Origin of the sequence: Plantactinospora sp. KLBMP9567, assembly GCF_033446045.1 — a bacterium.
In the GTDB taxonomy this organism is placed as follows: domain Bacteria; phylum Actinomycetota; class Actinomycetes; order Mycobacteriales; family Micromonosporaceae; genus Plantactinospora.
In genome coordinates, this window is sequence record NZ_JAWQRR010000039.1 from 1 (window position 1) to 21,205 (window position 21,205).

Below are 21,205 nucleotides of genomic sequence, written 5' to 3' on the forward strand. Positions count from 1 at the left end.
TGTTCAGTCCCATGACATCTGTCGCAGGTTGTGTCCCGGTACATGTGTCACATGATCGGTCTGGTGGGCGGTATGACTGCTGGGCATGGCGAATCGACGTCAGGTCATGACCGCGATGGACGCCCTGCTCGCGGCGGGCGTGCGGATCGACAACGTGCAGCAGTGGTGCGATGACAACAACGTCAACCCACGCACCTTCTACCGGCACCGCGCCCGGGTACAGGCCGAGGGTGTCTGGCGGGAGCGATCCCGCCGGCCGCATCACAGTCCTGGTATCACCCCGCCGGAGCTCGACGCGTGGATCTGCAAACTCCGCAACGATCTTGGTGTCGACAACGGCGCGGACCAGATCCGTGACGAGCTGTTGCTGATCCACGCGTTCACCGACCCTGGCTGGAGGGTGCCGTCACGGTCGACGATCAACCGGGTCCTGTCCCGCCACGACCTGCTCGACCGCAACCCCGCGAAACGACCCCGCGGCACCTGGCGCCGCTTCGCCTACGCCCAGCCCCGCGACTGCTACCAGATCGACGCCACCAGGATCCGCCTCGCCAACGGCCAACTCGTCGCGGTCTTCGACGTCCTCGACGACTGCACCCGCATGCTCGTCGCCTGCCGGGCCGCGCCGGCCGAGACCAGCACCGCCGCGATCGCCGCCATCGGCAGGGCCTTCACCGACCACGGCCCACCCGCGATCGTCCTGTCCGACAACGGCACGATCTTCACCCACCGACTCCTCAAGGACAACGCCGGCCCGTCCCCGTTCGCCGAAACCGTCCACCATCACGGCACCCGACTCATCCACTCCAGCCCCTACCACCCACAAACCTGCGGCAAAGTCGAACGCCACCACCAAACCCTCAAAAGATGGCTCACCGCCCAACCCCACCAACCCCACACCCTGCGACAACTCCAACGCCTACTCGACACCTACCGCCACCACTACAACCACCACCGCCGACACAGCGCCCTACCCGGCCGCGTCACCCCACACCACGCCTGGACCACCGCACCCCACCACGGCGGACCACAAGCCCTACCCATCCAAACCGACGCCACCGTCCACCACCCCACCGTCTCCGACACCGGCGCAATCAACGTCGGCTACACCCGCATCGGTCTCGGCTGCATCTGGCGCGGCCACACCGTCACCGCCATCCGCGACGGCAACCACATCACCGTCTACGCCAGCAACGGCCACCCCATCGGCCACACCACCGCCCCACGAGACAAGAAGACCTACACACGCCTCACCCCAATATCGAACATCATCAACTGACACATGTCCCGGGACACACCCTTGACACATCTACCGGGACATGACAGCGTGTGACGAACCGCAACTCGCCAAGGATCTTGACGTACGGGGGTGCTTGCCGGTCGGCGTTTCAGCGGAGGGTGAGTTGGCGGCCGAGCAGCCCCTGCTTCGCCCGGCGACCGGCGGCGTCCAGCGGAGCCGGGTCGGCCAGGGCAGCGGCGTACCGCTTCGCGAAGTCCGCCAGCGGGGCCCCCCAGGACTCCGGCGTGGCGTCCCGGGGGATGTCCCAGACCGGTACGAGCCGGCCGTGCGCCCGAAACATCCCGGCGAACTTGGTCTGCGGGCCGAGCGGCAGCTCACCGGCGGCGGAGAGCCGGGAGAGGGCGTCCAGCGCGGCGTCCTCGTCGTCGGGCAGTACCCAGCGGACATGGCTCTTGTCGGTGACCTGGCACCAGTACGCGGCCGGCGCGGCAGCCAGCCGGACCGTCGGGTAGATCGAGGCGTTGGCCCGCTCCAGCGACGCCTTGACGTTGGGGTCGTCGCCCGCCCCCGGGTCGAGCCAGAACTCGAACCCCTCGTGCATGGTGATGTCGAGCGGCCCGTCGACCAGCACGTCCGGCAGCCGGGGACCCTCACCGGGCAGCGCCGGCACCGAGACCGTGCCGCCGGGCTCGGTACGCAGGGCGCAGAGCAGCGCCTCGGCCAGGTCCCGGGAGACATCGCCGGACTGCACGTGCCGCTGGAGACCGATCATGATCCGGCCGTCCGCCTTGGTGATCGCGGGCGTGGCCATCGGCAGCACGGTGGCCAGAGTGACCGAACGGTCCCCGAACTCCTCGACCAGGTGGGGCGCGAGGGTCAGCGGGGCGGAGGCCGCCGGCACCAGCTCACGGAGGGCGATCCACTCCGCCTCGTCGGTCAGCCCCTCGAAGGGTCGGGGCACGAAGATGTCCCGTACCTTCTGCCGCTTCTCGGCCCGGTTCTCCCCGCTCGCGGAGCTGCTGGCGTCCGCTGCGGCGGACCGGGAACTCTTTCGACGCTTGCCCACGGCGAGACAGCCTAGGCGCAACCGGGCGGGCACGGACACCCGGCGGCACTACCGGCGGGTCACCTGCGGCTGACCGTCGGCGGCTCGCCTGTCGCCGGCCGGCCGGCGCGTCACGGGACGGCGACGGTGTGCCGGACCGGATGCACCAGCCGGGCCCAGACGCTCTGCCCCAGCCCGTCGCGCTCGACCCCCCAGTCGGTGGCGAGCGCGGCCACCAGGAGGAGTCCCCGACCGTCCGTCGCCTCCGGCCCGACCTGGCGCACCCGGGGCGGGCCGGAGGCGCCGCCGTCGGTCACCCGGATCTCCACGGTGTGCGCGGTCGGGCTGGTACGCAGCAGCCAGGTCAGCCGGATCATCCCGCCGGGCAGCGGCGGCGCGTGCCGTACGGCGTTGCCGAGCAGTTCGGCCGCCACCATCTCGGCGTCGGCGAGCAGCGCCGCCGGGACCGCACCGTCGAGTTCGGCGCCGAGCCGGTGCCGGGCGGTACGCGCCCCCTGGGCGTGCTGCGGCACCAGCAGGCACCACGATCGTTCTGTCGAGACGCTCGGCATTGAACCTTTTTCCACCTCCCCTTGCCGTCCGACGGACCGCAAGGTCGGACGCGGTGCGTGAGCGCCGCGCGGTCCAGGTGGGAAAAGGTTCACTCCAGGCGCCTCCTCGACGGACCACCGGGGCACGGCGCCACCGGGCGACCTCGGTTCAGCCTCGGGGCAGCCGTACCTCTGCGACCGTACCGCCCCCGTCGCGCGGGCGGAGGGAAACCCACCCATTCTGTCGCTCGACGATTCGGCGTACGAGGTAGAGCCCCAGGCCAGCGCCGGGATAGCGGCGTCGGTCGCCGGACTCCCCCTGCCAGAACCGTTCAAATGCGCGCTCGACATGCTCCGGACGTACCCCGATTCCCCGGTCGCTCACCCGGAACGCCACCGTCCGCCGGTCGGCCTCGGCGGTCAGCAGCACAGGCGAGCCGTCCGGCGAGTACTTGCCGGCGTTGGTGGTGAGCTCGGTCAGTACCGTCGCCAGGCTGGCCCGGTCGCCGAGTGCCTTCGGCAGGTTCTCCGGAAGCTGGATGACCAGCCGGTGGCGCAGCTCGGCCGGGAGGTCGGCGGCGGCCGCCCGGAGCGTGTCGAGCAGGTCGAAGGGGATCGGCGGGGAGCCGCCGACCGGGCCGGCCTCGTTGGTGGTGGCGAGCAGCCGGTCCACCAGTCGGGCCAGTTCGCCGGCCCGCTGGCCGATCACCCCGGCCGCCTGCCGGCGATCCGAGTCCGAGAGCGACTCCCAGTGCGTGCCGAGCGTGTCGGCGTACCCCTTGATGACCGTGACCGGAGTACGGAGTTCGTGGCTGGTCACCGCGACGAAGAGGTCCCGGTCGTGGTCGCGGATGTGCTGGTCGCTGCTGTCCCGGAAGGTCACCACCCGGGACGCCGCCGTGCCCGGCAGCTCGCCAGAGGTGATCTTGAGCCAGCGCCCGTCCGGCAGCCGGTGGTCGAGCACCTGCCCCGGTGGCGGCACCGGAAACGGCAGCGGCCGGTCCAGCAGTTCGGCGGCGCGCAGCCCGGTGACCTTCTCGGCGGCCGGGTTCCAGAGCTGCACCGTGGCGTCGCGGGTGACGATCGCCAGCCCGTCGGCCAGCGCCGCGACCACCGTGCCGTCGCCGTGCACCGGCAGTCCGGCCTGGTCGCCGTACATGTGCGCGGCGGTGGCGGCCAGGAAGCCGAGCGCCGAGCGGTGTTCGGGATCGTCGGGGGACTCGGCGTCCCGATAGAGCGCGTACAGGTTGCCGATGGTCAGTCCGCCGATCTCGACCTGGGCGGCGAGCATGTGTCGCAGCCCGCGCCCGTCCAACTCCTCGGCGAGGTCGGGCGGGAGGACGTCGACGCTTATCGCGCGTACCCCCGGACCGCAGAGCAACTCGTCGGCCGGGTGCTCGACGATCGGGATCGGTCGGCCGACCGCCCAGTCCAACTCCCCGTTGCCGGAGACCACCCGGCCGCCGTTCGGGCCGAACTCGACGAACGCGACGCCGGGCGCGCGGAGCGCCCGGGCGGCGACCCGTAACAGCCGGTTGAGCACCGGAAGACCTACCTCGCCCGTGTTCAGCATCTCCATCACCTCGGCGTGGCCGGCGATGAGGCAGGGGTAATCGGGGCGTTCCGGCATGCCCCGAGTCTGCCCGTTCGGCGGGGCTTTCGGCAGTACCGTCATCCGGCCGGCGTGCTCCGGCCGAGGCCCTGCCCGGCGGTCGCCCGGGTCCGGCCCAGCGGTCGGACCCCGGCTCGGTTCAGCGATCCGACCCGGCTCGGCCCAGCCGGTCGAGGACCATGGCGGGCCGGTCGGTGATGATGCCGTCCACCCCGTAGGCCAGCGCCAGGTCCAGCTCCGGGGTGTCGTTGACGGTCCAGACGTAGACCCGGTTGCCCGCCCCGTGCAGGGCCGGGACGAGCTGCGGGCGGGTGCGGAGCAGCTTGAGGCTCGGGCCGGCGATCCGGGCGCCGAACGGCAGCCGCCCCCGGCGCAGCCCGGGAGGCGCGAGCTCCAGCAGCAGTACCGTCGACAGTTGCGGCGCCAGCCGGTGGATCTGGCGTACGGCCAGTGGGGAGAAGGACATCACGGTCGCCCGTACCGGATCGTCCGGCCTGGGATCGGCCAGCCCGTGCCGGTCCAGCAGCGCGATCAGGCGGCGCTCGACGCCGGAGCCGTACCGGACCGGGTGTTTCGTCTCGATCAGCAGCTCGACCTCGCGGTCGGCGGCCCGGACCGCCCGGAGCAACGTGTCGAGGGTGAGCAGCCGGGTCCGTTCCGGATCCGGCGGCAGATCGCCGCCGGGTGCGGCCCCGCTGTGCCACGAGCCGTAGTCGAGCCGTTCCAGCTCGGCCAGGGTGTACGCCCCGACCGGCCCCCGGCCGTTGCTGGTCCGATCCAACCGCCGGTCGTGTACGCAGACCAGGTGCCCGTCCCGGCTCAGCCGTACGTCGCACTCCAGCCCGTCCGCGCCCTCGGCCAACGCCCGGAGGTACGCCGCCAGGGTGTGCTCCGGCATCGCCGCCGAGGAGCCGCGGTGCGCGAAGACCAGCGGGCGCGTCCGGGGTTCCGGCGCCCCGCCCGCCCCCCGGGGCCGCAGGACCCCCAACCCCGGCTCGCGCTGCGGGGCTCGCGACCCCGGCTCACTCCTCGCGCTCACGGTGCTGCCTTCTTGTTCGCGCTGCGGGGCTCGCGACCCCGGCTCACTCCTCGCGCTCACGGTGCTGCCTTCGGTCGTGTTAGATGACCCGGGGCGGCTGCCCGTCCTCGCTGGCCAGCGGACGGCCGGCGGCGGCCCACTGGCGCATCCCGCCGTCGAGGTTGCGGACGTTGTCCCAGCCGTTCTTCATCAGGTAGCCGACCACCTGGCCGGAGCGGCCGCCGGAGCGGCAGACCACCACCACGTCGGCGTCGGTCGGGATCTCGGACATCCGCGCGGGGACCTCCATCATCGGCAGGTGGTGGGCGTCGGGCGCGTGCCCGGCCGTCCACTCGTCCGGCTCCCGTACGTCGAGCAGGTAGGCGTCGGCGGGTACCTCGGCGGCGGTCACGGCGGGAATGTTGGCTGCGAACACGGTTACCAAGAGTAGAGCCTGTCCGGGACATCGCCGGAAGGCTAGAGCTTGTTGACCCACTTCGGGTGCTGCTGTGCCCAGTTGTCCAGGTCCGCGGCGTGCATCGAGTCGAACAGGGTGTTCGCCGGCTCGTCCAGCAGGACGTACGAGACCTCGTCGATCATCTCGGAGTGGGACGGAAGCTGGATGCCGCGCAGCACGTCGGAGCGGATCCGGCGCAGACCGAAGATCAGGTCCTCCAGCGGTACGCCGTTGGTGTCGACGGTGAACGAGGAGCCGATGGCCCGGATCACCTGGTCCAGCCGGAGCGGGTTGCGGAGCATGTCCGTGGTGGTGGCCTTGTCCATCATCGCCCGTAGCAGTTGTTGCTGGTGTCGCTGCCGGTCGAAGTCGCCGTTCGGCAGGTCGTACCGCTGGCGGGCGTAGTCCAGTGCCTGTGCGCCGCTCATCTGATGGCAGCCGGCCTCGAAGACGTGCCGGGTGTGTATCGACCGGACCGGGGTGTCGACGCACATCCGCACCCCGCCCAGCAGGTCGATGGCGCGCTGGAAGCCGGCGAAGTTCACCAGGGCGGCGCCGTCGAAGCGGATTCCGGTGAGCCGGCTCAGAGTCGCGGAGAGCAGTCGGGTGCCGCCCTGGCCACCGCCGCCGTACTGGAACGCGGAGTTGATCTTGTCAGAGCCGCCGGGCCAGCCGGCCGCCGGTGCGGGCGGGATCTCGACGAGCAGGTCCCGGGGGACCGAGATCAGGTAGGCCCGGTCCAGCCCGGCGGGCAGGTGGGCGATCATGATCGTGTCCGATCGGTGGTCGTCGCCGGGGCTGGCGGCGGGGCGCTCGTCGGAGCCGACCAGCAGGTAGTTGAGCGGGCCGTCGACGTCGCCCTGCTCCCCCCGGGCGGCCGGATCGAGGAGTAGTTGCTTGACCACGCTGCTGTCGTAGCGGTTGGCCAGAATGTGCAGGCCGGCACCGCCGGCTGCGGAGACCAGCAGCAGGACCAGGCCGAGTCCCAGCGCCACCTTCGCCCAGACGGGCGCCTTGCGCCGGTGCCGTCGCGCACGTACCGGTCTACCGATACGTGCGGTGCCGAAGACGCGCCCAGGCTGCCCGGGTTGGCCCGGAACTGCCCGCTTCGGTGTGAACGTGACCCCTCCCCGGACCCGGCTGAGTGAAGCTTCCTCACCTCAGGCTAGGGGCCCGGTTTGAGCGTCTAGTGGCTTTTGGGATTTTCGCTGGCGATGTCCGCCGTCGCCTACTTGCTCGGTGCGAGCACGGTCGGATTGTTGATGATGAACTCGTCCAGCCTGTCGTTCTTGACCGCCGTGAACATCTGCTGGCTGATCGGCTTGAGGGTCTCCCGACCGTTGTCGTTGCCGGCGAAGTTGCCGCCGTTGGTACGCAGCAGCACCAGGTCGTTGGCGGCCACGCCGCGCATCGTGAAGATGAAGTTGGCGATCGGGGTGCCGCCGGTGTCCAGGATCAGCGCCTCGCCGGCCGCCTTCATCAACTGGTTCAGCTTGCCGATGTCGGTCATCACGCCGTCGCTCATGGCCTTCTTGGCCATCGCCTTGATCAGCTGTTGCTGGTTCTGCTGGCGGTCGTAGTCGCCGTGGGTGAGTCCGTAGCGCTGGCGCGAGTAGTCCAGCGCCTCCCAGCCCTGCATCTGCCGGCAGCCCTTCTTGTGCACCACCGGCTTCTTGACGCCGTTGGCCTTTTCGGCCTCGTGATTCCACATCGGCTTGCCGTCGACCAGCTTCATGTGGTGCGACTTGACCTCCTGGCGTACGCACATCGGGATGGTGCCGAGGGCGTCGATGATCTTCTTGAATCCGCTGAAGTTGATGATCGCCGCGCCGTCGAAGCTGATCCCGGTCAGCTTGTTGATGGTCAGCGCCATCAACTGCGCGCCGCCGGAGAGCCCGCCGCCGTTCTGCGCGCCGTGGTAGAACGCCTCGGTCGCCTTGGCGGTGCCGCCGCCGTACCTGCTCTTCTTGAACGCCGGCACCTGCACCTCGGTGTCGCGCGGGATGGAGAGGAGATAGGCCTGGTCGTGGGTGGCCGGGATGTGCAGCACGATGATGGTGTCGGCCCGGACGTTGTCGGCGTCCAGCCGGGCCCGCGCGTCGATGCCGAGCAGCAGCAGGTCGATCGGGCCCTCGAGGTCCTTGCCGCCCTCGGCGTCGGACTTGCTCGCGGCGCCGAGCAGGTTCTCCTGCTGGATGGTGCTGGTCGCCTGGCCGATCACGACCTGCATGCCGACGATGGCCACCCCGCTGGAGAGCATCAGCACGGCGCCGAAGACCAGCGTGAGGCGAGCCCAGAGCGGGGTCTTGCGGCGCCGGGCGCTCTTGCCGCCCTTGCCCGCACTCCCCTTGCCCTTTCCGCCGGTGCCGTTCGGCGCCTCCGCCCAGTCGTCGAGAGCCGCACCGGACCCGACCGACGCGGCCGTGCGGGAGGGCGGGATCGTCGCGGCGGGCCGTGGGGGACGTCGGCGGGATTGCACCGGCATGCCTGCTCCAGGGTCAGGGGGTGAGGAGCGGGACGCCGTGACATGGTGCGGACACCCGCCAGTCGCCCCGAATTCAACTACGTTACCTGCTCCTGTTCATCTACGGGTGAGCGCGCGGATCGGTTCAACCGCCGTTGGCCGGCGTGGACTTCGGGGCGACGTTCGCCGCGACCCAGTCGTCCATTGTGTCCGCCGCCATCGCGCGGTACATGGCCAGCGCCTTCTCCCGGTTCGACACCACCACCGACTCGCCGTTGATGGTCTCGCTGCCGTTGTGCGGGCTGGTGATGAACTGGAGGTTCTCGCCGCGCAGGTTGCGGAACTGGATCGCCATATCGACCAGGGAGAAGCCCTCGTCGACGGTGACCGCGCTGGTGACCGACTTGAGAAAGGCGTTCAGCTTGCCCGGGTTGGTCAGCGTGTCGGTGCTGGCCGCCTTGTCCATCAGCGCCCGCAGGAACTCCTGCTGGTGGCGCATCCGGGCGAAGTCGCCGTCCGGGAACTGCTTGCGCTGGCGGATCCAGTCCAGCGCCTCGGCGCCGTCCATGTGGTTGACGCCCTTCTTGAACTTCCGGTACGGCTTGTGGATCGAGGTGGTGTCGCGTTCCACCTTCAGGTCGACCCCGCCGAGTGCGTCGGTGACCTCCTTGAAGCCGGCGAAGTCGATCGCCATCACGTGGTCGATCCGGACGTCGGTGAAGCACTCCACGGTGCGTACCGCCAGGGGCAGGCCGCCGAACGCGAAGGCTGCGTTGATCTTGCCGCGTTCGCCGCTGCCGCACTCCGCCTTGGCGTTCTCCGGAATCGGCACGTAGAGGTCCCGGGGTACCGAGACCAGGTAGGCCTTGTCGTGACTGGCCGGGATGTGCATCACGATGATGGTGTCGGCCCGCCACTTGCTGGCCTGGTCGATCGGGGCGTCCGGATCGCGGGAGTCGCTGCCGACCAGCAGGATGTTCAAGGCGCCGCTGACCGACTTGGGCCGGCCGTCGGCCAGCTCGGCGAACGGGTCGGTCCGGGCCAGGTCGTTGTCGAGCCCTCTGACGTAGAGCCAGAAGCCACCGCCGGCGAGCAGGCCCAGCACCAGCACGGCGACGCCGACGACCAGGGCGATCCGACCCCACCGGGGCCGTGGGCCGCTTCGGCCGGGGCCGCCGGGCAGGCCCGGACCGCCGGGACCGCCGGGGCCACCGCCGCCGGGACCGGGCGGTGAGTCGTAGGGACGGGCCTGACCTGGTACGCCGGAGACGTGCGCCCGGCCGGAGATCCGGCTCGAACCGGTCGCCTGGCCCGGGCCGGGCACCGAGGCCCGGCCGGCGGATCCGCCGGCCGTCATCCGGTACGAACTGCTGGCCGCGTTCGGTGCAGGGCTCTCGAACATGCCCTCAGGGTACGTAGCGGAACCAAGAAACCGCCGTGTGCCACGGCCGGGCTGGCACGGACCCGGTATCCTCCGCTACCCCGCCAACCGCTGGCTGAAGTGCTCGATCGTCCGGCGCAGCCCCTCGGCCGGAGTCACCTCGGGTTCGTAACCGAGCCGCTCGCGGGCCAGGGTGAGATCCGGCCGGCGCATCTCCGGGTCGTCGGCGGTCCGGGTGATATAGGTCACCTGGGAGCGGCTCCCGGTCAGCTCGGCGATCGTCTCGGCCAGTTCGCGCATCGACACCTCGTGCTCGGTGCCGCAGTTGATCGGGCCGGTCTCGGTGGAGTCGAGCAGCAGCAGAATGCCGCGGACCAGGTCGCTGACATAGCAGATGGACCGGGTCTGCGCGCCGGTGCCGTGCACGGTCAGCGGCTCGCCGCGCAGTGCCTGGGTGATGAAGGTGGGAATCGCCCGCCCGTCGTCCGGCCGCATCCGGGGACCGTACGTGTTGAAGATCCGTACGATGCCGACGTCGAGCCCGTGGTAGCGGTGGTACGCCATCGTGCTCGCCTCGGCGAACCGCTTGGCCTCGTCGTAGACGCTACGTACGCCGATCGGGTTGACGTTGCCCCAGTACGTCTCGACCTGCGGGTGCACCTGCGGGTCGCCGTACGCCTCGGAGGTGGAGGCCAGGATGAACCGGGCCCGGTCGGCGACCGCCCGGTCGAGCAGGTGCAGGGTGGCGAGCGAGCCGACCCGGAGGATCTCGATCGGCAGCGCGGCGAAGTCGGTGGGGCTGGCCGGCGAGGCCAGGTGCATGATGGCGTCGAACCGCTCGGTCATCGCCGGGTGGTGCCCGGGGAGTCCCTCCGAGACGTCGGCCTCGACCAGGGTGAACCGGGGATGGTCGGCCAGCTGGGCGACGTTCTCCTTGGATCCGGTGACGAAGTTGTCCACCGCGACCACCGTGCAGCCCCGCGCGATGAGCGCGTCGACCAGGTGGGATGGGACGAATCCGGCACCGCCGGTGACGAGGACGCGGTGTTCCGCTCCGAAACGCTGGGCTACCACCATATGGTCAGCGTACCCAGAAAGCTGATCACCGGCTGGCCGAGGGACCTATCCGGGACGGTCGGATCGGGACAGCGGGACGGGTGGTGCCGGGTCACCTTCGTGCCCGACACCACCCGTTGCGCAGATCTGACTATTGGTGATCGTCGAAAAGCGTTGACGGTACGCCGGTCAGTGCGCCCCGGCGCCGGTGAGGGCACGTACCTCCAGTTCGGCGTACTTCTCCGCGTCCGTCTCCTTGGAGATGATCGTGCCGATCCAGCCACAGAGGAAGCCGATCGGGATGGAGATGATGCCCGGGTTCGACAGCGGGAACCACTGCCAGTCCTGCTCCGGGAACATTGCGCTGGGCGCCCCGGAGACCACCGGGGAGAAGAACACCAACCCGACGGCGCTGATCAGGCCGCCGTAGATCGCCCAGACCGCGCCGGAGGTGTTGAACCTCTTCCAGAACAGGCTGTAGAGGATCGCCGGCAGGTTGCCGGAGGCCGCCACCGCGAAGGCCAGGGCCACCAGGAACGCCACGTTCAGGTTCTGCGCGAAGATCGAGAGCACGATCGAGATCGCGCCGATGATCAGTGCCGAGATCCGGGCGACGTTGACCTCCTGCCGCTCCGACGCCTGGCCGCCCTTGACCACGTTGGCGTAGAAGTCGTGCGCCAGGCTGGACGAGGAGGCCAGGGTGAGCCCGGCGACCACCGCGAGGATGGTGGCGAAGGCCACCGCCGCGATGACGGCGAGCATTGCGGCCCCGCCGACGTCGCCGCCGAAGAAGTCGACCCCGAGCGCCTCGGCGAGCTGCGGTGCCGCGGTGTTGCCCGCCGCGTCCTGCGCGGTGATCGCCTCCCGCCCCACCAGGGCCGCCGCGCCGAAGCCGAGGGCCAGGGTGAACAGGTAGAACGTGCCGATGATGCCGATCGCCCAGAGCACGCTCTTCCGGGCCGCCCTGGCGGTCGGCACGGTGTAGAAGCGGATCAGGATGTGCGGCAGGCCCGCGGTACCGAGCACCAGGGCGATGCCGAGGGAGAGCAGGTCGACCTTGTTGTAGAAGGTCTTCGTCGCGTCCCCGGCGACCTCGACGCCGTAGCGAAGCCCTGGTTCGAGGAACGCCTGGCCCTTGCCGGAGGCGTTCGCCGCGTCGCCGAGCAGGGTGGAGAGGTTGAACTTGTAGTGCGCCAGCACCAGGATCGTCATCACCAGGGCGCCGCTCATCAACAGGAACGCCTTGACGATCTGCACGTAGGTGGTGCCCTTCATGCCACCCACCGTGACGTAGATGATCATCAGGGCGCCCACCATGATGATGGTGGCGATCTTCGCCGCTTCCGCGTCCATGCCGAGGAACGTGGTACCCGGCCGGATGCCCAGCAGCAGCGCGACCAGCGCGCCCGCGCCGACCATCTGGGCCAGCAGGTAGAAGATCGAGACGGTGATCGTGGAGACCGCCGCCGCGGTCCGGACCGGCTTCTGCCGCATCCGGAACGCCAGCACGTCGGCCATGGTGTAACGGCCGGAGTTCCGCAGCAGCTCCGCCACCAGCAGCAGGGCGACCAGCCAGGCGACCAGGAAGCCGATCGAGTAGAGGAAGCCGTCGTAGCCGTACAGCGCGATGATGCCGGCGATGCCGAGGAACGAGGCGGCGGACATGTAGTCGCCGCCGATCGCCATGCCGTTCTGGAAGCCGGAGAACGAGCGACCACCGGCGTAGTAGTCGGTGGCCGTCTTGGTCTGCCGGCTGGCCCAGATCGTGATGCCCAGGGTCACCGCGACGAAGACTAGGAAGAGCGTGATGGTCAGGGTACGGGCGGTGCTGCTCCCCGCCTCGGCGGCCAGGGTGAACCCGGCCAGGACGTCTCGACTCATGACGTCGCCTCCTTCTGCTCGTCCGTCGCGCCGTTGAGCTCCTCACGGATCTTGTCGGCGATCGGGTCCAGCTTCCGCTCCGCGTGCCGGGAGTAGAGCCAGGCGATCAGGAAGGTGGAGACGAACTGCAACAGGCCGAAGACGAGGGCCACGTTGATGTTGCCGACGAGCTTGGTACCCATGAAACCGCGCGCGTACGCGGAGAGGATCACGTAGAGCGCGTACCAGAGGAAGAACGCCACGGTCATCGGAAAGACGAAGCCGCGTAGCGCCTTGCGCAACCCGGCGAACTCGTCCGATTGCTGTACGGCGACGTACCGGTCCGGCGGTGCGCTGGCCGGTGCGGGAGTATCCGTAGACATGCTGGTCTCACCACCTTCGCAGGGGCAGGGGAGTTTCCGCGCACCGTATGGAGCAGTCCGGATATCGGAAAGCAGTGATCCGGAGCCCGGTCGCCGGCTGCGCCGAACGGGCCGGTGGCTGCGCCCAGTGACCCCGGTCACGCCGCTTGGCGACAGCGGCCGATCCTGGCGACGGCCGGCCGCTCGCCCCTGTCCCCGCCGGGGCGAGCGTCGCTAGTCGGCCAGCTCGCGGTAGCGCCCGCGGTGGTGCAGCAGCGGTGCCGCCGTACCCGCCAACTCGACCGTCTCGATGGTGGCCTCGACCAGCAGCGCCCAGCCGTACTCCCGGGCGCCGTCCAGCCGGCAGCCGGCCCAGCCGCCGATCCCGGCCCCGCCCGGCACCGGCCCGTACGGCGAGGGCGTCCACTCGCCGGTGGCGAAGAGCCCGCCCGGGGCCGGGAACAGCCCGGCGAACCGGTCGGCGAGCTGCCGGTGCGCCGGGCCGAGCAGGGTGACCGCGAACCGCCCGCTGGCGGACGCCGCCGCCCACAGCTCCGACTCCTCATCGACCAGTCCGAGCAGCCGACCCGGTTCGCCGTCCGCGACCAGCGTGGACGAGACGGTCAGCCCGGCCGGGCCGCCATCCGTCGACGCGTACGCCGTCCAGAGCGTCACCGGCGCGGGTAGCCGGCCGCGCAGCCGGCGCACCGGGGAGCGGTCCCGCTCCGGGGTGGCGAACGGGTCGGTGTGGTGGATCTGCCCGCCCGGCGGCTCGGCTCGGCTCACCGCACCATTGTGCCGGCCCGGATCGGGTTGGCGGTCGGCACCGGGACCTTCCGGCAAGCGGACATACAGGTTCAGAGGCGGAGCGCCTCCGGGGCGTGCAGCCGCAGCATCGTCGCGGCGACGTCGGTCGGGGCCCGGCGCCGGGTGGCCCAGGAGACGGTGACCATCACGGTGAAGGCCAGCGGCACGGTCCAGGCGGCCGGCTGGGCGATCAGGACGGCCGGCCAGCCGGCCAATTCCGGCCCGACCACGGTGAAGAGCACCGCACCGACCGCCGCACCCCCGCCGGCCAGGATCCCGGCCGCCGCCCCGGCGTCGGTCAGGCCGCGCCACCAGATGCCGAGCACCAGCAGCGGGCAGAAGCTCGACGCGGCGACCGCGAAGGCCAGCCCGACGACCTGGGACACGTCCAACCCGGAGACGTTCAGCGCCAGCACCATCGGCACCAGCCCGCCGACCACCGTGGCCAGCCGGAAGTCGCGTACCGAGCCGCGGCCGAGCACGTCGGTGGAGAGCACCCCGGCCACGCTGGTGAGCAGGCCGGAGGAGGTGGAGAGGAAGGCGGCGAACGCTCCGGCGGCGACCAGCGCGGCCAGCAACTGCCCGGTCAGGCCGTCGCCGAGCGCCGCACCGGGCAGCAGTACCACCGCCGCGTCGGTCCGCCCGGTCAGCAACAGTTGCGGGGTGTAGATCCGGCCGAGCACGCCGTACAGGGTGGGGAACAGGTAGAAGGCGCCGACCAGGGCCAGCACCACCAGGGTGGTACGCCGGGCCGCCGCGCCGTCCGGATTCGTGTAGAACCGCACGAGTACGTGCGGCAGCCCCATCGTGCCGAGGAAGGTCGCCAGGATCAGCGAGTAGGTGGCGAAGAGCCCCCGGTCGTCGTTGCCGGCCATGCTCGGCAGCAGCCAGTCCGCCCCCCGGGCGGCGGCCACGCTGGAGATCTCCGGCACCGGGTCGCCGGCCGCGAACGACAGCTCCTCGCCGGGGCGTACCTCCCGGGAGGAGCCGTCCGGCAGGGTGAGCTTCGCCGGCTCCTCGACCACGACGGTGGTCGCGGCCGCGAAGACCGGACCACCGACCGGGGTGACCGGCGGTCGGGCGTCCGCCTGCCACTGCAACACCAGGAAGATCGCGGGTACGGCCAGCGCGGTCAGCTTGAGCCAGTACTGGAACGCCTGCACGAAGGTGACCGCCCGCATCCCGCCCAACGCGACGTTGGCGGTGACCACCGCACCGACCAGCAGCGCACCCAGCTCGTACGGTCCACCGGCGACCGTGGTCAGGGTCAGCCCGGCCCCCTGCAACTGCGGCACCAGGTAGAGCCACCCGATGAAGACGACGAAGGCGGTGGCGAGTTTGCGCAGCCGTCGCGAGCCGAGCCGCAGCTCGCAGAAGTCGGGCAGGGTGAACGCTCCGGAGCGGCGCAGCGGCGCGGCCACGAAGAGCAGCAGCGCCAGATAGCCGGCGGCGAAACCGACCGGATACCAGAGCACGTCCACGCCGTACTTGAGGATCAGGCCGGCGATGCCGAGGAACGAGGCGGCGGAGAGGTATTCCCCACCGATCGCCGCCGCGTTCCAGGTCGGGCTGACCATCCGGGACGCCACCAGGAAGTCCGAGGTGGTCCGGGCCAGGGTCAGCCCGTAGAAGCCGATCGCGACCGTGACCAGGGTGACCACGATGATCGCCGGCACGGTGTAGACGTTGCCCACCTCAGCGCTCCGGCCGCTGGACCACGTCGGTGAAGTCCTGCTCGTTGCGCTCGGCCAGGTGCACGTACGCCCAGCCGACCGCGACCAGGAACGGGAAGGCGGCCACCCCGAGCAGCAGCCAGGGCAGGTTGACCCCGAACAGCTTCGCCGCGCCGATCTCCGGGGCGATCGCGAAGAGCAGCGGCAGGCCGCCGAGCCCGATCCCGACCACCAGCGACAGCCGCAGCGCGAGGGCGAGCTGGGCGCGGATCAGTCCCCGGAGCAGGGCCTCGCCGACCTGGGTCTGCTGGGTCAGCTCGGCCCTGGTCCGCTCGGCGCCGTTGCCGCCGCGGACCACCTCGGCCAGCACCACCCGGGTCCGGCGGGGCGCTCCGGGCGGCCCCGGCTCCGGTTGCCGATCGATGGGGATGGCCACCCCGGCAGTCTCACCGGCTGGCCGGGAATGTCAAGTCACCTTCGGGGCTGCGCCGGGCAGACCGTCTGGTTGGCCGGCGGTCGGTCGGCCTGGATCCGCCGGTACACCTTCAGCTCGTCGAAGCAAGGGCCCGGCACGACGCCGAAAGCCCTGTGGGGTGCTGCGGTCAGTGCTGCCTGGCGAGGCTGACGAACGCCTGCCAAGCGGCTGGCTCGAAGGTCAGCGTGCCGCCGTCCCGGTCCTTGGTGTCCCGGACCAGCACCCGGCCGGGAAGATTGTCGGCCACTTCGACGCAAGCACCCTGGTTGGACCCACTGCGGGTGCTCTTGCGCCACCGGGGCGTGAGGTCAGTCATGGTCATTGATCGCTTTCGCTATAAGGTCTATCGACGGCTGCACCGGCAGAGCAAGGCCGGCGACGATCTCCCACGATACTTCCAACTGGTCCAAGTCTCCCCCATCCGTCACCACCCGCCCCCGAAGCTGGTCGTCCACGTAGCCGGCGCGGCCCCTTGCCGGGAGCGAGGCCAGCACGAACGCACCTTGCAAGCCACCATGTAGACCGGCGGACCGGGGCACGACCAGCACCTGCACTCTCGGTCGGTGGCTGATTTCGAGCAAGTGCTTTAGCTGCTCACGGCCTATTTCGGGCGGTGCACACATCAGGGCAAACTCGCCGATGATGGCCGTCAGGGCCGGAGGTACGGGCCTGTTAACGGTTGCGGCCTGCCTGTCGTGGCGAACCTGAATGGTCCGGTCAACCGCGTCGTCTACCACCCAGCCACCGCGTAGGACGGCCCGCGCGTACTCTTCGATCTGGAGCAAGCCCGGCATTAGCAGCGGCTCCCACCACCTGAGCAGGGTCGCACGCTGCTCATGATCCGTCCAGGGGCGCAGCCACGGCGGCCGGGAGTCTTCTCGGGCCTCGTTGACGGCCCGCCGGACTTTCTCGCCGGTCTTGAACAGCTCGTCCAGGAGCCTCGCCGTGTCCGGCTGGGGAATCATCCGGCCCTGCTCGAATGACGCGATTGAGGCGCCGCTGAGACCGACGGCCGCGCCGACCTGGTCACGGGTCAGAGCAGCCTGTGCCCGCTGTTCTCTGAGGATTTTCCGTAGATCGCTCATGTAGTCCACCCGACTCCAGATCGGCTAGCAAAGCTCCATTAGGACTCTCGTTCATTCATCTTCCGCTCCACCCGGGTCCTAGTCCACGGTGGATTTCAAGCACCCCGTCCGGGCGTCCCGCAGGATTCACACTTGACCGGGTGGGGTGCCAAAACGGGGGCGTTGCCTGTGTGTCGGAGCCTGGCAGCGCCCCCGTCCCATTCCGCCGACGGGAGGCACCATCGTGAAACTGTTTCGCAGACCGCGTCCGGCACATCGCCGGGACTGGCGTCGTCTCTGGCGCTATTGCCGGTGCGGCTGGCGCTGGACATGCCCGGACGCGGTCGAGCTGGTGCCGATGCCCTACCAGCCGGCGCCCGTACCGTCGCTGTCCCGCGCCGAGTTCCGCCGGACCGTCCGCGCCGCAGTCACCGACACGGTGATTGCCCAGGCCAACTCTGCCCGCAACCACACACCCGCCCGGCCGACCAACCGGCGTCCGATGTGGAACGCGCCCACTCGTGTGTACCTCTTCAACGGCCGCGCGGGAAGCCTGACGCCCGCCCAGGAACACCGTTCCCGGCACAGCGAGCGGGTCTGACCAGTGATCGGGCCGTGGGCGCGTTGGGATCGGCACATCGCCCGGCGGCGCCGGCTTGAGCGCCAGATCGGCCAGCATCTCCCCGGAGCCACGTATGCCTGTGTGGAGTGCGAGCAGGACTGGCCCTGCCCACACGCCCGCCTGTCACTGCTGATCGGCTTCGACGGTAACCGGGTGGGGCTGATGATGTACCTCGCCGCGCACCTTCCCCGCGCACTGGAGGCGTTACCCGACCGGCATCCCGCGCTGATCGTCGGCCAGATCCTCTACTGGGTACCGCGCCAGCGATGACGAACGTGCCTCATCACCCAACACCTGCCCCGGGCCGCCAGTTCGTCCCCCATAACGGTGGCGGCCCGGGGTGGGCATCCTGCGCGGGAAAGTGAAGTCGTTGTCAGGGCTGGGTCAGGTCACCATCCGGATCGGGTTGGGCAGAACCTTCGGCTGGTCGCCGGGCGTTCGGCCAGAATCCGCCGGGCCTCGATCCGGGCGAGATTGGTCTCCCGCCAGTCGTCTGGTCGGGAACCGGCCGCCAGGCTCCACAGCGCGCAGTCGCGCAGCGAATCCGGCAGCCGGTCGAGCGCCGGTACCGCGTCGGCGGAGAGCCCGGACAGGTAGGCGACGTCGATCTGGCCGCTCTGCCAGTACCGGTCGACGTTGTGCTCGGCGATCAGCCGGTCCGGGTTCGCCACCGCCAGGGCGAGCAGCGCGACCACCGCCGTACCGATCGCCATCCCGGGCAGCCAGCGGGCGGCCAGCCGTACCCCGGCCACCGCGATCAACACGAAGACCAGCCCCAGCCACCCCTCGCAGACGGCGACCAGCAGCCGGAGCCGGGTCGCGCCGTACGCGTCGGCGTAGACCTGCATCCGGAACAGCGCCGAGGCCACCACCACCAGGCTGAGCAGGGTGAGCCCGCCGAGCAGGATTCGGATCAGGGCTCGGTCGGCCCGGCTCTCCCGGGGCGCCCAGCGGGCGGCAGCACCGATCACCAGCAGGGTGAGCAGGGAGACGGCGAGCAGTTGCCAGAAGCCGCGCCGGGCATACTCGGCGTAGGTGAGGCCGGCGGTCCGCAGTACGTGGTCGGAGCCGCCGAAGAGGGTGGTGACCTGGACTGCCACGAAGCCGGTGAAGAGCACGTCGAGCAGCCCGACCGGCAGGATCCACTCGGCCCGGCGCAGACGTCGCCGGCTCGGGCCGGACGACAGACCGGTCAGGTCCGGCGGCGCCGCGAGCACGTACGCGGCGCCGAGCAGCGCCGCGCCGACCGTCCCGAACACGAACACCCAGCGGAGTCCGGTGGAAACCGACAGCTCGGGAAGGAGCCGGTCCACCAGCCCGGCGAAGGCCGCGTCGGCGGAGGAGAACAGCAGGCCGAAGACCAGCAGCAGGCCGACCGAGACCAGGACGCTGACCAGGGTACGGCCGACCGCCGGTCCCCGGCCTGAGCGCGGCGACCGGGCCAGCCCCTTGACCAGCCACGGCACCGACCGGACCAGGGCTGCCGGTGGTACCAGGGCGGAGAGCAGCATCGCGCGTACCGACCGGCCGTCGGCGAGGGTCAGCGTCGCGGTGACCGCCGCGGTGAGCACGCAGAGGACGAAGAGCCAGCCCGCCGCCCGGATCGTGCCGACGCCGAGCAGCGCGACGGTGGTGGCGGCCCAGAACGGCCGGGCCCACCCGATCCGTCGCCATCCACCGACCGGCCGACCCGCCGCCCCGGCCGGTGCCGCCGTCCCGTCGAACCGTGCCGCCGTTTCTGCTGGGGGCGGTGTGGCGGTGGCTGGTGGGGGCGGTGCGGCTGTTGCTGCTTGGGGCGGGGTGGACGCCGGGTGGGTGGGGCCGTTGCTCGCCGGGGCGGCGGACCCGGGGGTGTTCGCCGGTCGGCCGGGGGCGGGGTGGCTGGTCGGGTGAACGGCGTCGGAGGTGCTCGCGGTACCCGCGACGGGCCAGGCGGCGGTGACCAGCGCCGCCGCTCCGGCGACTCCGGCGACCAGCCAGCCGATCCCGGGCCGGGTCAGCGGGAGGCTCACCGCGGCGACGGCCGCCGACGCGGCAACTCCGACCAGTACCGGCCGGGTCGGACCGCCGGCCGGTCCGGGCCAGCGGGTCGCGATCCAGGAGGGCGGGGGCGGTGGGGGCGCCCACCCCGGCGCTGCCCAGGTACCGGGCGCGGGCGACCCCGGTGAAGGGACCGCCCTCTGCCTCGGAGCCGGTGCCGTCGTCCTGCCCGGGGTCGGTCCGGGCGTCGATGCGGTCGTTGTCGTGGCCGGGGTCGGTTCGGGCGCCGCCGCCATGGTCGGAGTAGCCGTCGGTGTAGGTGTCGGTGCTGTGCCGGTGCTGGCCGCCGCCACGTCCGGCTGCCCCTGCCGGGTCGGTGCGTTCGTGGGCCCGGTCGGCTGGTCGTTCATCCTCGGTTCCACCTCGTTCAGCGCTGTTCTACCAGGACGGCGGAGTGGTCGCCGGCAGCGGGCGCCACCACCGGCAGGCTGACCCGGATCTGGCAGCCGACCGGACGGTTCGCGCGGTTTGCCGGACCGGGCTCGACCAGGGGACGGTCGGCGACGGCGATGCTGCCGCCGTGCAGATCCACCACCCAGTGCGCGATCGCCAGGCCGAGCCCGGTGCCGCCGTCGCTGGTCCGCTCGCCCCGGGTGAAGCGCTCGAACACCTCCGGCCGAAGCCGGGCCGGAATTCCCTCGCCCTCGTCGGTCACCTCGAACCGCAGCTCGTCGCCGACCCGCTGCGCGGCGACCAGTACGGTGCCGGCGGGCGGACTGTGCCGGGCGGCGTTGTCCAGCAGGTTGGCGAAGACCTGGTGCAGCCGTCGGGGATCCGCCTGCACGGTCAGCTCCGCGGACTGCTGGCGTACCTCGAACCGGACGTCGCGCCCGGCGCCGGCCGCGGTGACCCTGGCCTGTTGGACCACCTCGTCCAGGAACTCCGCCACGTCGATGTTCTGCCGGCGCAGCGGCAGCACCCCCGCGTCCAGCCGGGAGAGGTCGAGCAGGTCGGCGACCAGGTGCCCGAGCCGCTCGGTCTGGGCCAGCGCGACCCGCAGCGTCGGCAGGTCCGGCTCCGCCACCCCGTCGACGATGTTCTCCAGCAAGCCCTGTAGGGCGGTGATCGGGGTACGCAGCTCGTGCGACACGTTCGCGATCAGCTCCCGGCGGCGCCGGTCGGCCTCGGCCAGGTCTCCGGCCATCTGGTTGAACGCGGCGGCCAGCGTGCCGACCTCGTCCCGGGAACTGGCCCGGACCTGCCGGGTGTAGTCGCCCCTGGCCATCGCCCGGGCCGCCGCCGTCATCTCGCGCAGCGGCGAGGTCATCCCGTGGGCCAGCACCTGCGAGGTGAGCAGCGCCAGCCCGATGGCCGTCCCGGTGGTCCAGGGCGGCAACCAGCCGATGCCGAGGATGAACACGGTCATCCCGGCGGCACCCGAACCGACGATCAGGATGCCGAGCTTCAGCTTGATCGACCAGATCGGGTCCAGCGGTCGGGGCAGTACGTCCATCGTCCGGTTGACGGTGGTCCAGAAG

General features: G+C 70.9%; 20 protein-coding genes and 1 pseudogene. 3 read left to right on the top strand and 18 right to left on the bottom strand.

Annotated features, from left to right (window positions below):
* Positions 1–85 precede the first annotated feature (85 nt).
* Entirely contained in the window at positions 86–1,279 is a 1,194-nt protein-coding gene (locus tag R6Y94_RS28360) for a DDE-type integrase/transposase/recombinase (protein WP_318398518.1), read from the top strand.
* A gap of 109 nt (positions 1,280–1,388) precedes the next feature.
* On the opposite strand, the gene R6Y94_RS28365 is transcribed toward R6Y94_RS28360, so the two are convergent.
* The 16 genes and pseudogenes from R6Y94_RS28365 to R6Y94_RS28440 all read right to left on the bottom strand — a co-directional run bounded on the left by R6Y94_RS28365 (position 1,389) and on the right by R6Y94_RS28440 (position 17,086).
* Positions 1,389–2,306: a DUF5926 family protein gene (locus R6Y94_RS28365; protein WP_318398911.1), complete on the bottom strand. Its 918-nt coding sequence runs from the start codon at positions 2,304–2,306 to the stop codon at positions 1,389–1,391.
* A gap of 110 nt (positions 2,307–2,416) precedes the next feature.
* Entirely contained in the window at positions 2,417–2,824 is a 408-nt protein-coding gene (locus R6Y94_RS28370) for an ATP-binding protein (RefSeq protein WP_412102914.1), read from the bottom strand.
* Positions 2,825–3,005: 181 nt separating this feature from the next.
* Positions 3,006–4,466, bottom strand: coding sequence for a PAS domain-containing sensor histidine kinase (locus R6Y94_RS28375; protein WP_318398913.1), 1,461 nt, complete (start codon positions 4,464–4,466; stop codon positions 3,006–3,008).
* A 121-nt stretch (positions 4,467–4,587) separates the two neighbouring features.
* Positions 4,588–5,427: a glycerophosphodiester phosphodiesterase gene (locus R6Y94_RS28380; protein WP_318399078.1), complete on the bottom strand. Its 840-nt coding sequence runs from the start codon at positions 5,425–5,427 to the stop codon at positions 4,588–4,590.
* Positions 5,428–5,566: 139 nt separating this feature from the next.
* Complete coding sequence (locus R6Y94_RS28385) at positions 5,567–5,902, bottom strand: rhodanese-like domain-containing protein (protein WP_318398914.1); 336 nt, start codon at positions 5,900–5,902, stop codon at positions 5,567–5,569.
* A 41-nt stretch (positions 5,903–5,943) separates the two neighbouring features.
* The gene (locus tag R6Y94_RS28390) at positions 5,944–6,891 is read right to left on the bottom strand and encodes an LCP family protein (RefSeq protein ID WP_318399079.1); all 948 of its coding nucleotides are present in this window, start codon (positions 6,889–6,891) and stop codon (positions 5,944–5,946) included.
* Positions 6,892–7,151: 260 nt separating this feature from the next.
* Positions 7,152–8,408 carry an LCP family protein gene (locus R6Y94_RS28395; RefSeq protein WP_318398915.1) on the bottom strand — a complete coding sequence of 419 codons (1,257 nt, stop codon included), beginning with the start codon at positions 8,406–8,408 and terminating at the stop codon, positions 7,152–7,154.
* A gap of 124 nt (positions 8,409–8,532) precedes the next feature.
* On the bottom strand, positions 8,533–9,789 hold the full coding sequence (locus R6Y94_RS28400) for an LCP family protein (RefSeq protein ID WP_318398916.1): 1,257 nt from the start codon (positions 9,787–9,789) through the stop codon (positions 8,533–8,535).
* A gap of 75 nt (positions 9,790–9,864) precedes the next feature.
* The gene (locus R6Y94_RS28405; RefSeq protein ID WP_318398917.1) at positions 9,865–10,845 is read right to left on the bottom strand and encodes a GDP-mannose 4,6-dehydratase; all 981 of its coding nucleotides are present in this window, start codon (positions 10,843–10,845) and stop codon (positions 9,865–9,867) included.
* Positions 10,846–11,013: 168 nt separating this feature from the next.
* Positions 11,014–12,705: a cation acetate symporter gene (locus tag R6Y94_RS28410; RefSeq protein WP_318398918.1), complete on the bottom strand. Its 1,692-nt coding sequence runs from the start codon at positions 12,703–12,705 to the stop codon at positions 11,014–11,016.
* Positions 12,702–13,067 (bottom strand): DUF485 domain-containing protein, encoded by a 366-nt coding sequence (locus R6Y94_RS28415; RefSeq protein ID WP_318398919.1) that lies wholly within the window; start codon positions 13,065–13,067, stop codon positions 12,702–12,704. The genes R6Y94_RS28410 and R6Y94_RS28415 overlap by 4 nt, the downstream gene beginning before the upstream one ends.
* A 213-nt stretch (positions 13,068–13,280) precedes the next feature.
* A pseudogene (locus R6Y94_RS28420) lies at positions 13,281–13,814 on the bottom strand (flavin reductase family protein); the annotation flags it as partial.
* An 89-nt stretch (positions 13,815–13,903) separates the two neighbouring features.
* Positions 13,904–15,547, bottom strand: a complete 1,644-nt coding sequence (locus R6Y94_RS28425; RefSeq protein ID WP_318398920.1) for a cation acetate symporter — start codon at positions 15,545–15,547, stop codon at positions 13,904–13,906.
* Position 15,548: 1 nt separating this feature from the next.
* Entirely contained in the window at positions 15,549–15,956 is a 408-nt protein-coding gene (locus R6Y94_RS28430; protein WP_318399080.1) for a hypothetical protein, read from the bottom strand.
* A 172-nt stretch (positions 15,957–16,128) separates the two neighbouring features.
* Positions 16,129–16,323, bottom strand: coding sequence for a DUF397 domain-containing protein (locus R6Y94_RS28435; protein WP_318398921.1), 195 nt, complete (start codon positions 16,321–16,323; stop codon positions 16,129–16,131).
* Positions 16,310–17,086, bottom strand: a complete 777-nt coding sequence (locus R6Y94_RS28440; RefSeq protein ID WP_318398922.1) for a helix-turn-helix transcriptional regulator — start codon at positions 17,084–17,086, stop codon at positions 16,310–16,312. Before R6Y94_RS28440 ends, R6Y94_RS28435 begins: the two co-directional genes overlap by 14 nt.
* Before the next feature lie 337 nt (positions 17,087–17,423).
* Between R6Y94_RS28440 and R6Y94_RS28445 the strand changes: the two genes are divergently transcribed.
* On the top strand, positions 17,424–17,666 hold the full coding sequence (locus R6Y94_RS28445; RefSeq protein ID WP_318398923.1) for a hypothetical protein: 243 nt from the start codon (positions 17,424–17,426) through the stop codon (positions 17,664–17,666).
* Between the two features lie 3 nt (positions 17,667–17,669).
* Positions 17,670–17,957, top strand: a complete 288-nt coding sequence (locus tag R6Y94_RS28450) for a hypothetical protein (RefSeq protein WP_318398924.1) — start codon at positions 17,670–17,672, stop codon at positions 17,955–17,957.
* Positions 17,958–18,076: 119 nt separating this feature from the next.
* Here the strand turns inward: R6Y94_RS28450 and R6Y94_RS28455 are convergent, their stop codons facing one another.
* Entirely contained in the window at positions 18,077–19,699 is a 1,623-nt protein-coding gene (locus tag R6Y94_RS28455; RefSeq protein WP_318398925.1) for a DUF4173 domain-containing protein, read from the bottom strand.
* Between the two features lie 395 nt (positions 19,700–20,094).
* Positions 20,095–21,180: a HAMP domain-containing sensor histidine kinase gene (locus R6Y94_RS28460; RefSeq protein WP_318399081.1), complete on the bottom strand. Its 1,086-nt coding sequence runs from the start codon at positions 21,178–21,180 to the stop codon at positions 20,095–20,097.
* Positions 21,181–21,205: the final 25 nt, after the last annotated feature.

What these genes read in the sequence shown, in the direction of transcription:
- R6Y94_RS28360 (WP_318398518.1), top strand. Translation starts at nt 86, where the DNA reads ATGGCGAATCGACGTCAGGTCATGACCGCGATGGACGCCCTGCTCGCG.
- R6Y94_RS28375 (WP_318398913.1), bottom strand. Translation starts at nt 4,466, where the DNA reads ATGCCGGAACGCCCCGATTACCCCTGCCTCATCGCCGGCCACGCCGAG.
- R6Y94_RS28395 (WP_318398915.1), bottom strand. Translation starts at nt 8,408, where the DNA reads ATGCCGGTGCAATCCCGCCGACGTCCCCCACGGCCCGCCGCGACGATC.
- R6Y94_RS28400 (WP_318398916.1), bottom strand. Translation starts at nt 9,789, where the DNA reads ATGTTCGAGAGCCCTGCACCGAACGCGGCCAGCAGTTCGTACCGGATG.
- R6Y94_RS28405 (WP_318398917.1), bottom strand. Translation starts at nt 10,845, where the DNA reads ATGGTGGTAGCCCAGCGTTTCGGAGCGGAACACCGCGTCCTCGTCACC.
- R6Y94_RS28410 (WP_318398918.1), bottom strand. Translation starts at nt 12,705, where the DNA reads ATGAGTCGAGACGTCCTGGCCGGGTTCACCCTGGCCGCCGAGGCGGGG.
- R6Y94_RS28415 (WP_318398919.1), bottom strand. Translation starts at nt 13,067, where the DNA reads ATGTCTACGGATACTCCCGCACCGGCCAGCGCACCGCCGGACCGGTAC.
- R6Y94_RS28435 (WP_318398921.1), bottom strand. Translation starts at nt 16,323, where the DNA reads ATGACCATGACTGACCTCACGCCCCGGTGGCGCAAGAGCACCCGCAGT.
- R6Y94_RS28440 (WP_318398922.1), bottom strand. Translation starts at nt 17,086, where the DNA reads ATGAGCGATCTACGGAAAATCCTCAGAGAACAGCGGGCACAGGCTGCT.
- R6Y94_RS28445 (WP_318398923.1), top strand. Translation starts at nt 17,424, where the DNA reads ATGCCCTACCAGCCGGCGCCCGTACCGTCGCTGTCCCGCGCCGAGTTC.
- R6Y94_RS28460 (WP_318399081.1), bottom strand. Translation starts at nt 21,180, where the DNA reads ATGGACGTACTGCCCCGACCGCTGGACCCGATCTGGTCGATCAAGCTG.